11 protein-coding genes and 1 pseudogene are annotated in these 16,084 nt (G+C 71.7%); 7 read left to right on the top strand and 5 right to left on the bottom strand.

Annotated features, from left to right (window positions below):
• The first annotated feature begins 93 nt into the window (after window positions 1-93).
• The 5 genes and pseudogenes from ACWDEN_RS44225 to ACWDEN_RS44245 all read left to right on the top strand — a co-directional run bounded on the left by ACWDEN_RS44225 (window position 94) and on the right by ACWDEN_RS44245 (window position 7,484).
• Window positions 94-894, top strand: a complete 801-nt coding sequence (locus ACWDEN_RS44225; protein WP_351613120.1) for an ATP-binding cassette domain-containing protein — start codon at window positions 94-96, stop codon at window positions 892-894.
• Window positions 891-2,201 carry a sugar ABC transporter permease gene (locus tag ACWDEN_RS44230; protein ID WP_351613123.1) on the top strand — a complete coding sequence of 437 codons (1,311 nt, stop codon included), beginning with the start codon at window positions 891-893 and terminating at the stop codon, window positions 2,199-2,201. Before ACWDEN_RS44225 ends, ACWDEN_RS44230 begins: the two co-directional genes overlap by 4 nt.
• A gap of 135 nt (window positions 2,202-2,336) precedes the next feature.
• Window positions 2,337-4,265, top strand: coding sequence for a 1-deoxy-D-xylulose-5-phosphate synthase (gene dxs, locus ACWDEN_RS44235; RefSeq protein WP_450863669.1), 1,929 nt, complete (start codon window positions 2,337-2,339; stop codon window positions 4,263-4,265).
• Window positions 4,266-4,418: 153 nt separating this feature from the next.
• Window positions 4,419-5,942, top strand: coding sequence for an amino acid permease (locus tag ACWDEN_RS44240; protein ID WP_351613126.1), 1,524 nt, complete (start codon window positions 4,419-4,421; stop codon window positions 5,940-5,942).
• Window positions 5,943-6,024: 82 nt separating this feature from the next.
• A pseudogene (locus ACWDEN_RS44245) lies at window positions 6,025-7,484 on the top strand (ArnT family glycosyltransferase).
• A 540-nt stretch (window positions 7,485-8,024) separates the two neighbouring features.
• On the opposite strand, the gene ACWDEN_RS44250 reads toward ACWDEN_RS44245, so the two are convergent.
• Complete coding sequence (locus ACWDEN_RS44250) at window positions 8,025-8,432, bottom strand: NTP pyrophosphohydrolase (RefSeq protein ID WP_450863661.1); 408 nt, start codon at window positions 8,430-8,432, stop codon at window positions 8,025-8,027.
• A gap of 39 nt (window positions 8,433-8,471) precedes the next feature.
• Window positions 8,472-9,446 carry a hypothetical protein gene (locus ACWDEN_RS44255; protein ID WP_450863663.1) on the bottom strand — a complete coding sequence of 325 codons (975 nt, stop codon included), beginning with the start codon at window positions 9,444-9,446 and terminating at the stop codon, window positions 8,472-8,474.
• Window positions 9,447-9,596: 150 nt separating this feature from the next.
• On the opposite strand from ACWDEN_RS44255, the gene ACWDEN_RS44260 reads away from it, so the two are divergent.
• Window positions 9,597-10,616, top strand: a complete 1,020-nt coding sequence (locus ACWDEN_RS44260; RefSeq protein ID WP_450863664.1) for a hypothetical protein — start codon at window positions 9,597-9,599, stop codon at window positions 10,614-10,616.
• Between the two features lie 10 nt (window positions 10,617-10,626).
• Window positions 10,627-11,019 carry a hypothetical protein gene (locus ACWDEN_RS44265; protein ID WP_351613198.1) on the top strand — a complete coding sequence of 131 codons (393 nt, stop codon included), beginning with the start codon at window positions 10,627-10,629 and terminating at the stop codon, window positions 11,017-11,019.
• A gap of 61 nt (window positions 11,020-11,080) precedes the next feature.
• Here ACWDEN_RS44265 and ACWDEN_RS44270 read toward each other — a convergent pair whose 3' ends face one another.
• The 3 genes from ACWDEN_RS44270 to ACWDEN_RS44280 all read right to left on the bottom strand — a co-directional run bounded on the left by ACWDEN_RS44270 (window position 11,081) and on the right by ACWDEN_RS44280 (window position 15,969).
• On the bottom strand, window positions 11,081-13,210 hold the full coding sequence (locus ACWDEN_RS44270; protein WP_450863666.1) for a 3-hydroxyacyl-CoA dehydrogenase NAD-binding domain-containing protein: 2,130 nt from the start codon (window positions 13,208-13,210) through the stop codon (window positions 11,081-11,083).
• Window positions 13,207-14,424, bottom strand: a complete 1,218-nt coding sequence (locus tag ACWDEN_RS44275) for a thiolase family protein (protein ID WP_351613139.1) — start codon at window positions 14,422-14,424, stop codon at window positions 13,207-13,209. The genes ACWDEN_RS44270 and ACWDEN_RS44275 overlap by 4 nt, the downstream gene beginning before the upstream one ends.
• 255 nt (window positions 14,425-14,679) lie before the next feature.
• Window positions 14,680-15,969 carry a ribonuclease D gene (locus ACWDEN_RS44280; RefSeq protein ID WP_351613142.1) on the bottom strand — a complete coding sequence of 430 codons (1,290 nt, stop codon included), beginning with the start codon at window positions 15,967-15,969 and terminating at the stop codon, window positions 14,680-14,682.
• Between the last annotated feature and the right edge of the window lie 115 nt (window positions 15,970-16,084).

Here is a 16,084-nt window from a genome sequence, read left to right on the forward strand (position 1 = left end):
CGGGGCGCCGGAAGGAACACCCCCCGCGGCGGGTCCCCCGCCCACCCACCCAGATTTCTGCACAACCTCCCGCCGGGTCAGGCGGCGAAGGAGATGGTTCACGTGTCCGCTACGCCCGTGCTGGCGTTGCGCGGGGTCTCCAAGCGGTTCGGTGCCGTTCAGGCGCTCACCGACGTAGAGCTTGAGGTCCACGCCGGTGAGGTGGTCGCCCTGGTGGGCGACAACGGCGCCGGAAAGTCCACGCTGGTCAAGACGATCGCCGGCGTGCACCCGATCGACGAGGGTGTCATCGAGTGGGACGGCAAGGCCGTCTCCATCAGCCGCCCCCACGACGCCCAGGCACTGGGCATCGCGACGGTCTACCAGGACCTCGCGCTGTGCGACAACATCGACGTCGTCGGCAACCTGTTCCTCGGCCGTGAGCTGAGGAAGTGGGGCGTCCTGGACGAGGTCGAGATGGAGCGCCGCTCCCGCGAGCTGCTCACCACGCTGTCGATCCGCATCCCGAGCGTCCGCATCCCGATCGCCTCGCTCTCCGGCGGCCAGCGCCAGACCGTGGCCATCGCCCGCTCCATGCTCGGCGACCCCAAGCTGGTGATCCTCGACGAGCCCACCGCCGCCCTCGGCGTCGAGCAGACCGCCCAGGTCCTCGACCTGGTGGAGCGCCTGCGCGAGCGCGGTCACGCCGTCATCCTCATCAGCCACAACATGGCGGACGTGAAGGCGGTGGCCGACAAGGTCGCCGTCCTGCGCCTCGGCCGCAACAACGGCGTCTTCGAGGTCAAGACGACCTCGCAGGAGGAGATCATCTCCGCCATCACCGGCGCCACCGACAACGCCGTGACCCGCCGTGCGGCCCGCACCTCCGGCGCGGACGGGGAGGTTTCCAAGTGAGCATCGACAAGACCTCCGCGAACGTCGACGAGACGCCCTCGCAGGACGCGCACGCCGTCGAGAACCCCGAGGCCGCGGCCGCCGCGGTCACCGCGGTCGACCCGCGCCTGCTGGTCCAGGAAGAGGGCCTGCTCGGCTACTGGCACGAGTTCAAGCGCAAGATGAAGGCCGGCGAGCTGGGCTCCCTCCCGGTCATCCTTGGCCTCGCGATCATCTGCGTCATCTTCCAGCTGCTGAACTCCGAGTTCCTCTCCGCGCAGAACCTCAGCGACATCACCGTCACGATGGTCGGCACGGGCATGATCTCGGTCGGCATCGTCTTCGTGCTGCTGCTCGGCGAGATCGACCTGTCGGTCGGCTCCGTCAGCGGCGCGGCCAGCGCCCTCGCGGCCGTCCTCGCGGTCAACCAGGGCTGGCCCGAGTGGGCGGCCGTGCTCGTCGCCGTCCTCGCCGGCATCGCCATCGGCGCGCTCCACGGCTTCTTCTTCGCGGTGCTCGGCGCCCCCGCCTTCGCCGTCACACTGGCCGGCCTGCTGTTCTGGCTGGGCTTCATGCTGAAGGTGCTGGGCTCGGACGGCACGATCAACCTCGACCCGAACGGCCTGGTCGGCAAGCTGACCACGTACTTCTTCTCCGACGTGGCCGCCGCCTACGGGCTCGCCGTCGTCGTGGTCGCCGCGTTCTTCCTCTCCTCCTTCCTCGGCAACCGGCGCCGGGAGGCCGCGGGCGTGCCGGCCCGGCCGCTCAGCGACACGATCCTGCGGACCGCGCTGCTGGCCGTGATCTCCTTCGCCGCGGCCTACATGTACAACCAGTACAAGGGCCTGCCGCTGGCCACGGTGGTGTTCCTGGCGTTCCTGGTCGGCACGGACTTCGTGCTGCGCCGTACCTCCTACGGCCGCAAGATCTTCGCGCTCGGTGGCAGCGTGGAGGCCTCCCGCCGTGCGGGTATCAACGTCACCGCGGTGCGGATCTCGGTGTTCGCCATCTCGGGTGGCTTCGCGGCCATCGGCGGTCTGTTCCTGGCCTCGAAGATCGCGTCGGCGAACCAGAGCGCCGGTACCGGTGACCTGCTGATGAACGCGATCGCCGCGGCCGTCATCGGTGGTACGTCGCTGTTCGGCGGTCGGGGCCGTACCTGGAACGCGCTGCTCGGCGTGCTGGTGATCGTCTCGATCCAGTACGGTCTGCAGCTGGAGTCCATCGCCGAGCCGGTGAAGTACATGATCACCGCCGCGGTCCTGCTCACCACGGTTGTGATCGACTCGATCACCCGTAAGACGCAGAAGACGGCAGGGCGTGCATAACGCCTGGTCTTCATAGGTTGACCAGCGCCCGGCACTTCGAAATGTGCCGGGCGCTGTCGTGTCGTGCAAAGCATGAACATTAGACTCGGGCGAGCCCGGCGAAAGCTCGATCAGCTCTACTGCAAGGAGGCACGGGTGCCGCTGCTGACCCGCATCACGGGACCGCGCGATCTGGACCGGCTCAGCCTGGAGCAGCTGGACCAGCTGGCAGAGGAGATCCGGACCTTCCTCGTCGACGCCGTCGCCAAGACCGGCGGCCACCTCGGCCCCAACCTCGGCGTGGTGGAGCTGACCATCGCCCTGCACCGCGTCTTCGACTCGCCGAAGGACAAGGTGCTCTGGGACACCGGCCACCAGTCCTATGTGCACAAGCTGCTCACCGGCCGGCGGGACTTCTCCAGGCTGAAGATGAAGGGCGGCCTGTCGGGCTACCCCTCGCAGGCCGAGTCCGAGCACGACGTCATCGAGAACAGCCACGCCTCCACGGTGCTGGGCTGGGCCGACGGCATCGCCAAGGCCAACCAGCTGAAGAAGCGGGACAGCCATGTGGTGGCGGTCATCGGTGACGGTGCGCTCACCGGCGGTATGGCCTGGGAGGCGCTGAACAACATCGCCGACGCCAAGGACCGCCCGCTGGTCATCGTCGTCAACGACAACGAGCGGTCGTACGCCCCCACCATCGGCGGCCTCGCCAACCACCTCGCCACCCTGCGCACCACCGACGGGTACGAGCGCTTCCTCGCCCGGACCAAGGAGCTCCTGGAGCGCACCCCGGTCGTCGGCCGGCCGCTGTACGAGACCCTGCACGGGGCGAAGAAGGGGTTCAAGGACTTCATCGCGCCGCAGGGCATGTTCGAGGACCTGGGCCTGAAGTACGTCGGTCCCATCGACGGGCATGACATCGAGGCGCTGGAGTCCGCCCTCGCCCGGGCCAAGCGGTTCGGCGGGCCGGTCATCGTGCACTGCCTCACCGAGAAGGGCCGCGGCTACCAGCCCGCGCTGCAGGACGAGGCGGACCGCTTCCACGCCGTCGGCAAGATCCACCCGGACACCGGCCTGCCGATCGCCTCCTCCGGCGCCGACTGGACCTCCGTCTTCGGGGACGAGATGGTCAAGCTCGGTGAGGAGCGGGAGGACATCGTCGCCATCACGGCGGCCATGCTCCAGCCCGTCGGCCTCGACAGGTTCGCCAAGCGATTCCCCGAACGGGTGTACGACGTCGGCATCGCCGAGCAGCACGGCGCCGTCTCCGCCGCGGGCCTCGCGTACGCCGGGGTGCACCCCGTCTTCGCCGTCTACGCCACCTTCCTCAACCGCGCCTTCGACCAGGTCCTCATGGACGTGGCCCTGCACAAGTGCGGGGTGACCTTCGTGCTCGACCGGGCCGGTGTCACCGGAACGGACGGTGCCTCGCACAACGGCATGTGGGACATGTCGATCCTGCAGGTCGTACCCGGCCTCAGGCTGGCGGCCCCGCGGGACGCCGAACAGGTGCGGGCCCAGCTGCGGGAGGCCGTCGCGGTGGACGACGCGCCGACCGTGGTGCGCTTCTCCAAGGGCGCCGTCGGCCCCGCCGTACCCGCCGTGGGCCGGATCGGCGGCATGGACGTGCTGCGCGAGCCCGGCACCGACCGGCCGGACGTGCTGCTCGTCTCCGTGGGCGCCCTCGCCCCGATGTGCCTGGAGATCGCCGGCCTGCTGGACAAGCAGGGCATCTCCACGACCGTGGTCGACCCGCGCTGGGTCAAGCCCGTCGACGAGGCCATGGCCCCGCTGGCCGAGCGGCACCGGGTCGTCGTCACCGTCGAGGACAACAGCCGGACCGGCGGCGTCGGCTCCGCGATCGCCCAGGCCCTGCGCGACGTCGGCGTGGACGTGCCGCTGCGCGACTTCGGCATCCCGCCGCGCTTCCTCGACCACGCCTCCCGCGCCGAGGTCCTCGCCGAGATCGGCCTGACCGCCCCGGACATCGCCCGCCAGGTCACCGGGCTGGTCGCCAAGCTGGACGGCCGGTTCGACCGTACGGCCGCCGAGGTGGACTCGGTGGAGCCCGCGCGCGACTGACGCGGACACCGCCCTGACGGGCCGGTCCGGCCACTCCTTGCGGTGGCGGAACCGGCCCGTCTGCGTGAACCTGCCTGTGCCGGGGCATACGCATCCCGAACCTCTCGATCATGACGGGCCACGGCGAGGTCCCCAAGCGTGGGAGGCAGGCACGTGAGCAGCGCGCTGTTCAGGACGAAGAACGTCGAGCAGTCCATCCAGGACACCGAGGAACCGGAGCATTCGCTCAAGAAGTCCCTCTCCGCGCTCGACCTGACCGTCTTCGGCGTCGGTGTCATCATCGGCACCGGCATCTTCGTCCTCACCGGACAGGTGGCCAAGAACAACGCCGGCCCGGCGGTGTCCCTGGCCTTCGTGGTGGCCGGCGTGGTCTGCGCGCTCGCCGCCCTCTGCTACGCCGAGTTCGCGTCCACGGTCCCCGTGGCGGGCTCGGCCTACACGTTCAGCTACGCCTCCCTGGGCGAGCTGCCCGCCTGGATCATCGGCTGGGACCTGGTCCTGGAGTTCGCGCTCGGTACGGCGGTGGTGGCGGTCGGCTGGTCCGGCTACATCCGCTCGCTGATGGACAACGTCGGCTGGCACCTGCCCGACTACCTGGCCAGCCGGGACACGGCCTCCGGCTTCGGCTTCGACATCCTCGCCGCGGCCCTGGTGCTGGTGCTCACCGGCATCCTCGTCCTCGGCATGAAACTGTCGGCCCGGATCACCTCGCTCGTCGTCGCCGTCAAGGTGGTCGTCGTCCTCATCGTGATCATCGCCGGTGCCTTCTTCATCACGGCCGGCAACTACTCGCCGTTCATCCCCAAGCCCCAGCCGGTGCCGGCCGGGGGCAATCTCAGGGCCCCGCTGATCCAGCTGATGTTCGGCTGGGCGCCCGCCAACTTCGGCGTGATGGGCATCTTCACGGCCGCCTCGGTGGTGTTCTTCGCCTTCATCGGTTTCGACATCGTCGCCACGGCCGCCGAGGAGACCCGCAACCCGCAGCGGGACATGCCGCGCGGCATCCTCGGCTCCCTGTTCATCTGCACCGTGCTCTACGTCGCCGTCTCCCTCGTCGTCGTCGGCATGCAGAAGTACTCCAGGCTGTCCGTGGAGGCCCCGCTCGCCGACGCATTCAAGGCCATCGGGCATCCCTGGTACGCCGGCGTGATCAGCTTCGGCGCCGCCATCGGCCTGACCACCGTGTGCATGATCCTGCTGCTCGGCCAGACCCGGGTGTTCTTCGCGATGAGCCGCGACGGACTGCTGCCACGCTTCTTCTCCCACGTCCACCCCCGCTTCCGCACCCCGCACCGGCCGACCATCCTGCTCGGCGTGATCATCGCGATCGTCGCCGGTTTCACCAGCCTCAGCGCACTGGCCGAACTCGTGAACATCGGCACGCTCTTCGCGTTCGTCGTCGTCGCGGTCAGCGTGATCATCCTGCGCCGGACCCGCCCGGACCTGCCGCGCGCCTTCCGTACTCCCTGGGTCCCGGTCATCCCGATCCTGTCGGTGTGCGCCTCGCTGTGGCTGATGCTCAACCTGCCGGCCGAGACCTGGCTGCGGTTCGCCATCTGGATGGTGATCGGTTTCGTCGTCTACTTCTTCTACGGCCGCACCCACAGCCGGCTGGCCCCGGGCGGGCAGACCGCCACCGGAGAGACCCAGCGGCCGCCCGCCGGAAACACCCCGTAACCGTCTTCACCCGGCGGCCTCTCCTTTCTGCCCCGTATGTCCGGATTCGTTGGGAATCGCGGAGCCGGATAGCGTGCTCCCCGTGCCCGCCGCCCCACTCGCGTCCGCACGAACCGTGGTCACGAGGGCCGTCACCCGGACGGCGTACTGGAGGCGGCTGCTGCCCCTCCTCGTGGCGCTGGCCTGCGTCACCGCCTGCCGTCCTTCGTCCGGCCGCTGTGGAACCCGGACGAGGGCTACCTCGCCGTACGGGCGCGGCTGCTGGCCCAGGGCGGTCAGCTGTACGACACCGTCGTGGACCGCAGGCCGCCGCTGCTGCCGTGGCTGTACGAGGCCGCGTTCGCGCTGTGCGGCTCCGGCTCGCTCACCCCGCTGCGAGTGCTCGCGGTCCTCGCCCAGCTGCTCACGGCGGTGCTGCTGGCCTCCCTCGCCCGGCGCCGCTGGGGCGACGGCGCGGGCCGGACGGCCGGGGTGCTGTATCTGCTGGTCTCGGTCGGGCTCAACCCCGAGGACGCGCAGGCCGCCTCCTTCGAGGTGTTCATACTGCCCGGCACGGCCGCCGCCCTGTGGTGCGCCGGCCGCGGGCGCTGGGGTGCGGCCGGGGCCGCCGTCGCCGTCGCGTTCCTCACCAAGCAGACAGGCGGCGCGGTGCTGCTCCCGGTGGCGTGGCTGCTGCACCGGCAGGGCGCCCCGCGCGCGGGCGCGCTGCGGTGCGCGGCCGGCTGCGTCCTGCCGGTGCTGGGCGCGGCCCTGCTGACGGACCCGGCCGGATTCCTGTTCTGGACGGTGACCGGTTCCGCCGTGTACGCCTCCTTCACCGGCTCCGAACTCCACGTCCTCGCCCGCGCCCTGGCCAACACCGCGATCCTGGCCTTGGGCTCGGCGGGCCTGCTCCCGCCGGTCGTACGGACCCTGCGGATCACCCGTGCCGGAGCCGTGGACCTGTGGCTGTGGCTGGCCTCCTCGGCGGTCGCGGTGACGCTCGGCTTCCACTTCTTCGGCCACTACTACCTGCAACTCACCCTGCCACCGGCGCTGTTGGCCACCGCTGCCCTGCACGCGCTCCCCGCCGGGCGCCATGCGTTCGCCCTCCGCACCTCGGCCGGCGCCTGCGCCCTGTACCTCGCCTGGGGCCTCACCGCCCCGCGCCCCGAACTCGCCCACGCCCAGCGGATCGCGGCCGCCCTCGACCAGCGCACCACGCCCGCGGACCGCGTCCTGGTCTGCGGCATGCATCCCGAGACGTGCTGGCTGGCCGCCCGCACCCCCGCCGGCCGCTGTCTCACCGCGGGTCTGCTCACCAACTACAGCGGCGGCCGGGACGGACCGCAGGTCGGCGAGAGGTACGCCGTCGCGGGCGCCTGGCCGCTCTTCCGGCGCGAACTGGCCGCGCACGCCCCAGCGCTGGTCGTCGACGACTCCCGCGGCAAGCCGTACACCCCCGACCGCATCCCGACCCTGCACCGCCTCCTCGCCGCCCACTACGAGGAGGCAGGCACCGTGGACGGTGCGGTGCTGTACACCCGCGTGCCGGGGGAGTGACGGCACACTCGGCGACGCATCCGGTGCCACCACTCCGGCCGACTCGGCGGCGTACGGCGCGGGCGGTTGGCTCGCCCCCGTGCCGTGCCGTGCGGTCGGCAGGCTCGGCCCCGCCCGTGCTGTGTGGGCGTCTGGCGTGGCGCTGTACCGGTGCGGGTCGGTTGGCTCGGCCCCGTACCGTGCGGGCGTCCGGCCCGGCGGTGTACCGGTGCGGCCGGTTGGCTCGGTCCCGTGCCTTACGGTCTGTCGGCGTGGCGCTGTACCCGTGCGCCGCGGGTGGCTCGGCCCCGTGCCGTGCGGTCGGCAGGCTCGGCCCCGCCCGTGCCGTGTGGGCGTCTGGCGTGGCACTGCACCCGTGCGGACGCGTGGCTCGGCCTCGTCGCCCTACGGCCGGCCGGCGTGGCGCTGTACCCGTATGGGCGGGTGGCTCGCCCCCGCAACGTACGGCCGGCCGGCTCGCCCCCGTACCGCAAGGACGTGTGGCCCGGTGCCCTGCCGCCGTGCGTGCGGCTCGGCGCCGTACCAGTGCCGTCGGCCGGGTCAGTCCAGTACCGTGCGGGGGCCCGTGGTCTGGGCGCCGTGTTGCCGGACGCGGTGGCGCAGTTCGCGGTCGGCCGTGACGACCAGGCAGGGGCGGTCGCCGGCCGCCGCCGCGAGGGCGACGATGTGGTCGTCGCCGCTGCCGGGCGCGTCCTCGACGCGCACCCCGGGCACCGACTCCACGCCCCGGGCCGCGCCCTCCACCACCAGGACCAGCTCCACCGGACCGGGCAGGCCGGCCACGCCGGACCGGGCGAAGGGCGGCAGCCGGTCGCGCAGGCGCTCGGCGGCGCCGCGGCGGTCGCGCCACCAGCCGTCGGGCACCGACCCGACGACGTTCGCGCCGTCGACGATGAGCAGGGGGAGGGGCTCGTCCGTCGCTTCCGTCCCGCCCGAGGTGTCCGTCATGGTCCGTAACAGCCCTGTTGTGTCGCGTTGGTGGCAGGCTCAGTCTGCCACGGGTTTCGTCGCCCAGCGGCCGGTGATCTCGGCGATCGCGGCGGCCGCGCGCTCGGCGGGCCGCCCGCCCGCGCGTACCTCGGGGGAGAACTCGACGTGCAGGAACGGCACATGGTCGGCGTCGGCCACCTGGCCCTGCACGTTCGTCAGACCCTCCAGCGGGCAGGACCGCGCCCACGCCCGGCACACCCGGAAGCCGTGCCCGCGCAGGGCGTCGGCCAGGTCCCGGCCGTCCGGCCGGCCCGCGGACCCGGCGCCCGTGGAGGCGATGACGTCGTAACCGGGCGCGGCGGAGGCGGCGAAGCCGTGCAGCTGGATCCCGGGCATCCCGCGGCGGGCCAGTTCGGCGCAGATGGCGTGGAAAACGGTGTCCTCGCGGTGCGCCACGTCCGCCGCATTACCCACTCCGGCTTTGCGATGTGCTCCCGCGATCACGAGGATCCCGCCGGGTGAGCCACGCAGCACCCGCACGCCCAGCTGCTCGGTGCCCAGATCGAAGCCGGGATGCGGGACCTGCACCGACCAGCTCGGACGGTGGTCGAGATCGAGATAGACCCGGCCCCAGCCGCGCGGGGTCGCGGCGGAGTCGGTGCGGTCGGCGACCTCGGCATAGCGGTGGCCGGAGGGCCGGTCGACGACCGTGCGCACCGTGAAGTCCCGCTGGGAAAGCCGCTGTTCCGCTTGCGCGCGGTGACCGTCGAGCAGCAGGCCGATGGCCGCGGCGATGTCCTCACGGTCGGTCCGGCCGGGCGGCAGATAGCCCCGGCCGGGGGCGAACCGGCTCGTGTAGTCCGCCACCTCGCGGGCCAGGTCGATCTGCTCGGCCCCCTTCGGCGCGGGTCCGTGGGCGTCGTGCGCGGTGCCGCCCGGGCTGCGGAGCAGGACGGTGAGACCGGCCGCGAGACCGGCGACGACGAGCAGCAGGGTTGCGATCGTGATGAAGCGTGAGCGATGGGCTCTCATGGTCGTATCAAGATATCCCGGTGAACAGACGCCGTGGCCGGCCCCTGCTGTCCCTGCCGACCCCGCGCTCGGTGGGCTGTTCCGCAGTGCGAAGCGGCTGTGACCAGGGGTGGCGGGGGTGTCCGTACGGCCCGCGGCTAGAGTGAACCGGTGAACGGCGACTGGCTTCTGCGCGGCCGAGACGGCCGGCTCAGTGTCTACCAGCTGTCGGGCGAGGCCGTCCTGTGCCGGGCGGAGCGCGAACCCGGCGGCCCCTGGACCACCCCGCGCAGGGTGGGCGGCGACCAGGAACTGCACCCCGTGCTCGCGGTCGGCCAGGGCGCCGACGGCTACGCCCACCTGGTCTCCTGGCGGCCGACGCGGCCGGGCGAGTCCGGCCTGGTGCACTCCACGCACTTCCGGGCGCACCTCGCGGCCCTGGACTGGAACCCGATCGGCCACCCGAGGAAGCGGGGCGGCGACCGGTCCGGCACGCCGGCCGTCGCCGTCGACGCCGAAGGCCGCGCCCATGTGTTCGTCCGCAACGACGGCGGCGGGGTGCACATGGTCGCGCAGAAGGAGAAGGGCGGCTGGGCGCCCTGGGTGGATCTCAGGGGCAGCAAGGTGCAGGACGGCCTGGCGGCGGTGACGGGGGAGTCCGGCCGCATCGAGCTGTACGCGGCCGTCCCCGACGGGATCCTCCACTGGCGCCAGGAGAAGGCGGGCGCCGAGCCGGTCCGAACGGAGACCCTGCGCACCCCGGTCCGCCCGGGCACCCTTTACGCCCTCGCCACGTCCCCCGACAACACGACGCTCTTCTACACCGACACGGGCGGCGACCTGTGCGCCTGGCGCCCCGGCGGCAAACCGGTCACCCTGCTGCCCGCGGCCGGTTCCGGCCCGGTCTCGGCCGTCCGCTGCGAGCTCGACGGCCACGACTGCACCCTGCTCGCCCAGCGCTCGGCGGGCGGCCGCGTCGCCTTCGCCGCCTACCCGAGCGAACTGGAGTCGGCGGGCGCCTGGTGGACCGAGTCGGGCCCGCGGCTGCCGGTGGACGCGACGGTGTCCCTGACCACGGACGCGGACGGCCGGGTGGCGGCGGCAACGTTGTCCCCGTCCACCGGCCAACTCCTGCTGACCCGGCGGAAGGACGAGCCGGGGCTGGCCCTTCAGGCGTGGCGGCAGGTCTGAGTGCGCCATGATGGCCGGCGTGGACACCGAGACTCTCATCGACGCCTGGCGGCGTCTCCTCGCCGGCTCCGGAAAGACATGGGTGCTGTTCGAGCACGGCACCTGCGTGGTGCTCGAACGGCCCACCGGGGATCTCGCCGCCCAAGCCACCGAGATCCTGCGGGAGTTCGGGCCGGTAAGGGTGGCGGGCCCCGCGGGCGACTTCCGGGTGCTGGAGCTGCACAACGGCGAGGGCTGGCTGGTGACCGGCCACCACCCGGACGTCGTCACCTTCGTCCCGCTGGACGACGCCGCCGACCCCTCGCACCTGGCCGTCGGCATCCTCGGCCGCTCCCGGCGCGACCGGGACGGCACCGAGCTGCACGTGGTCCACGTCGAGGCCGGCCGCCCGGCCGAGGACTGACAACGCCGATGCCCGGCACACCAGTCGATGTGCCGGGCATCGTACGACCGTACGCGGTGCCTTACGCCGGGACGCTCGCCACGCCCGGTGCCAGGAACTTCTTGCCGTTCACGCGCTCCGAGACGCCCTCGCGGTCCAGGTACGGCGTGATGCCGCCCAGGTGGAAGGGCCAGCCGGCGCCGGTGATGAGGCAGAGGTCGATGTCCTGGGCCTCGGCGACGACGCCCTCGTCGAGCATGAGCCCGATCTCCTGCGCCACCGCGTCCAGGACACGGGCGCGGACCTGCTCCTCGGTCAGGACGACATCGCCCTGCTTCAGCAGCGCGGCGACCTCCGGGTCCAGCTCCGGCTTGCCGCTGTCGTAGACGTAGAAGCCGCGCTTGCCCGCCTTGACGACGGCCGCGAGGTTCGGGGACACCGTGAAGCGGTCCGGGAAGGCCCGGTTGAGGGTCTCCGAGACGTGCAGACCGATCGCGGGACCGACCAGCTCCAGCAGCACCAGCGGGGACATCGGCAGGCCCAGCGGCTCGACGGCCTTCTCGGCGACCTCGACCGGGGTGCCCTCGTCGATGACGTTCTGGATCTCGCCCATGAAGCGGGTCAGGATGCGGTTCACGACGAACGCCGGGGCGTCCTTGACCAGAACCGCGGTCTTCTTCAGCTTCTTGGCGACGGCGAAGGCCGTGGCCAGGGAGGCGTCGTCGGTCTGCTCGCCGCGGACGATCTCCAGCAGCGGGAGGACCGCGACCGGGTTGAAGAAGTGGAAGCCGACGACCCGCTCGGGGTGCTTCAGCTTCGACGCCATCTCCGTCACCGACAGCGAGGAGGTGTTGGTCGCGAGGATCGCGTGCGCCGGGGCGACCGCCTCGACCTCCGCGAACACCTGCTGCTTGACGCCGATCTCCTCGAAGACGGCCTCGATGACGAAGTCGGCGTCCGAGAAGCCCTCGGCCTTGTCCAGCACACCGGTGACCAGCGCCTTGAGGCGGTTGGCCTTGTCCTGGTTGATCCGGCCCTTGCCGAGCAGCTTGTCGATCTCGGCGTGGACGTAGCCCACACCCTTGTCGACGCGCTCCTGGTCGATGTCGGTCAGCACGACCGGCACCTCCAGGCGGCGCAGGAAGAGCAGGGCCAGCTGCGAGGCCATCAGGCCGGCGCCGACGACACCGACCTTGGTGACCGGGCGGGCCAGGTTCTTGTCCGGGGCACCGGCGGGACGCTTGCCGCGCTTCTGGACGAGGTTGAACGCGTAGATGCCGGCGCGCAGTTCGCCGCTCATGATCAGGTCCGCGAGGGCCTGGTCCTCGGCGTCGTAACCCTGCTGCAGGTCGCCGTTCTTGGCGGCCGCGACGATGTCGAGGGCGCGGTAGGCGGCCGGGGCCGCGCCGTGCACCTTGGAGTCGGCGACGAACCGGCCCCGCTCGACGGCCTGGTCCCAGGCCTCGCCGCGGTCGATCACCGGACGCTCGACCTGGACGTCACCCTTGAGGACCTGAGCGGTCCAGATCAGCGACTGCTCCAGGAAGTCGGCGCCCTCGAAGAGCGCGTCGGCGATGCCCAGCTCGAAGACCTGCTTGCCCTTGAGCTGCTTGTTCTGGTTCAGCGAGTTCTCGATGATGACCGAGACGGCCTTGTCGGCGCCGATCAGGTTCGGCAGCAGGGTGCAGCCGCCCCAGCCGGGGACCAGGCCGAGGAAGACCTCGGGAAGCGAGAACGCCGGGACGGCCTTCGACACCGTGCGGTAGGTGCAGTGCAGACCGACCTCGACACCGCCGCCCATCGCCGCGCCGTTGTAGTAGGCGAAGGTGGGGACGGCCAGGTTCGACAGACGCTTGAAGACGTCGTGGCCGCCCTTGCCGATGGCGAGCGCGTGCTCGCGCTCCTTGAGGATCTCCACGCCCTTGAGGTCGGCGCCGACCGCGAAGATGAACGGCTTGCCGGTGATGCCGACGCCGACGATCCCGCCGTCCGCCGCCTCCTTCTCGACCTGGTCGATGGCGGCGTTCAGGTTCGCCAGCGAGCCCGGGCCGAAGGTGGTCGGCTTGGTGTGGTCGAAGCCGTTGTCCAGCGTGATCAGCGCGAAGCGGCCGGCGCCGAACGGGAGGTCGAAGTGGCGTACGTGCGCGGACGTCACGACCTCGTCGGGGAACAGCTCCGAGGCCTGCTTCAGAAGCTCGGTGGTGGTGCTCACTTGTCCCCCTCGAAGTGCGGGTTCTCCCAGATGACCGTCGCGCCCATGCCGAAGCCGACGCACATCGTGGTCAGGCCGTAGCGGACGTCCGGCTGCTCCTCGAACTGGCGGGCCAGCTGCGTCATCAGGCGGACGCCGGAGGAGGCCAGCGGGTGACCGAAGGCGATGGCGCCGCCGTACTGGTTGACGCGCTCGTCGTCGTCGGCGATGCCGTAGTGGTCGAGGAAGGCCAGGACCTGGACGGCAAAGGCCTCGTTGATCTCGAACAGGCCGATGTCGGAGATGGACAGGCCCGCCTTGGCGAGGGCCTTCTCCGTGGCCGGGATCGGGCCGTAGCCCATGACCTCCGGCTCGACGCCCGCGAAGGCGTAGGAGACGAGCCGCATCTTGACGGGCAGGCCGTTCTCGCGGGCGAAGTCCTCGGAGGCGATGATCGAGGCGGTGGCGCCGTCGTTCAGACCGGCCGCGTTGCCCGCGGTGACCCGGCCGTGCACACGGAACGGCGTCTTGAGGCCCTGCAGGTTCTCCAGGGTGGTACCCGGGCGCATCGGCTCGTCGGCCGTGACCAGGCCCCAGCCGGTCTCGCCGGCCTCGGGGCTGGTGCGGCGCACCGAGATCGGCACCAGGTCCTGCTGGATCTTGCCGTTGGCGTACGCCTTGGCGGCCTTCTCCTGCGAGCGCACCGCGTACTCGTCGGCGCGCAGCTTGGTGATGTGCGGGTAGCGGTCGTGCAGGTTCTCCGCGGTCATGCCCATGAACAGGGCGGACTCGTCGACCAGCTTCTCGGACACGAACCGCGGGTTCGGGTCGACGCCCTCGCCCATCGGGTGGCGGCCCATGTGCTCCACGCCACCGGCGATGACGGCGTCGTAGGCGCCGAACGCGATCGAACCGGCGGTGGTCGTCACGGCGGTCAGGGCGCCGGCGCACATGCGGTCGATGGAGTAACCGGGGACGGACTGCGGCAGGCCCGCGAGGATGCCGGCCGTACGGCCCAGGGTGAGGCCCTGGTCGCCGATCTGCGTGGTGGCCGCGATGGCGACCTCGTCGATCTTCTTCGGGTCCAGACCGGGGTTGCGGCGCAGCAGCTCCCGGATCGCCTTCACGACGAGGTCGTCGGCGCGGGTCTCGTGGTAGATGCCCTTCGGGCCCGCCTTGCCGAACGGGGTGCGGACGCCGTCGACGAAGACGACGTCCCTGACGGTACGAGGCACGATGGCTCTCCTCCAGGGTGCGGGGTGGCACTGCTGCGTTGCGCTGAGCGCGCGCTCAGGACCCATGCTACTTATGAGTAACGTAGCTGCACAGTCCTGGTGGGGGGAGCGGTGAACGTCACACGCCGCCGACTCGCCGCTTCCCCTTCCTCACCCGTACATGCCGTCCCAGGATCTTGGCGTGATCTCGACGTCCCTGTTCCGCTTCCGCCACCCGGCTTCGTGCGAGGAGCGACCGGGCGACGTCTACGGCGGCTAGGCCCCCTTCGCCGACAGTGCCGACACCAGGACCGGCGTCACCAGCTCCACCTGCCAGGCCCGCGCACCGTATCCGGCCAGCGCGGTCTCGACCGACGCGGCGTCGACCGCCTTCGGCGGCTCCCAGCAGATCCGCCGCACCGTGTCCGGGGACACCAGATTCTCCTGCGGCATGTTGAGCCGCTCGGCAAGGGCGGTGATTCCCGCCCGGGCCGCGGACAGCCGGGCCGCGGCGGCGGGATCCTTGTCGGCCCAGGCCCGCGGCGGCGGAGGCCCGGTCACGGGCTGACCCGGCTGCGGCAGCGCCGAGTCCGGCAGGGCCTTGGCCCGGTCGACCGCCGCCTGCCACTGCTCCAGCTGCCGCCGACCCATCCGGTGCCCGAACCCGTTCAGCATCGCGAGCGCGTGGACGTTGGCCGGAAGTGCGAGCGCCGCCTCCACGATGGCGGCGTCACTGAGGACCTTGCCCGGCGAGACGTCCCGCCGCTGCGCGATCCGGTCCCGCGTCTCCCACAGCTCCCGCACGACACCGAGCTGCCGGCGCCTGCGTACCTTGTGCATCCCGGACGTACGGCGCCACGGGTCCTTCCGCGGCTCGGCCGGCGGCGCGGCCGCGATCGAGTCGAACTCCTGCAGGGCCCACTCCAGCTTGCCCTGCCGGTCCAGTTCCTTCTCCAGGGCGTCGCGCAGGTCGACGAGGAGTTCCACGTCGAGCGCGGCATACCTGAGCCACGGATCGGGGAGCGGCCGGGTCGACCAGTCGACGGCGGAGTGGCCCTTCTCCAGGACGAAGCCGAGCACGTTCTCGACCATGGCGCCGAGGCCGACCCGCGGGAACCCGGCGAGCCGGCCGGCCAGCTCGGTGTCGAAGAGCCGGGCCGGGACCATGCCTATGTCGCGCAGGCAGGGCAGGTCCTGGGTGGCGGCGTGCAGCACCCACTCGACGCCGGACAGCGCCACGCCGAGCCCGGACAGGTCGGGGCAGGCCACGGGGTCGATCAGCGCCGTCCCGGCACCCTCGCGGCGCAGCTGCACCAGGTAGGCGCGCTGGCCGTAGCGGTAGCCGGAGGCGCGCTCGGCGTCGACGGCGACGGGGCCGGAGCCCCCGGCGAAGGCGGCGACCACCTCGGCGAGCGCGGCCTCGTCGGCGACGACGGGCGGAATGCCCTCACGCGGTTCCAGCAGCGGTGTCGGCGCCCCCATCACAGAAGATCCGGCGTCGTCCGGAGGAGTGCCTCCGGTGGTGCGCAGGGAGCTGTCTGCTGCGGTGTCTTGGGCGTCGGTCACCTGTCAAGGGTATCCGTGTGTCGACGGCGCCCGTCGACGGAACGAGCCCTGTTCGGCCAGGAAGCGCTGGCGGTGGGCGGCGAAGTCCTGGTCGATGGTGTCGCGGGCGACGACC

The sequence above is a fragment of the Streptomyces sp. NPDC001153 genome, assembly GCF_053598315.1.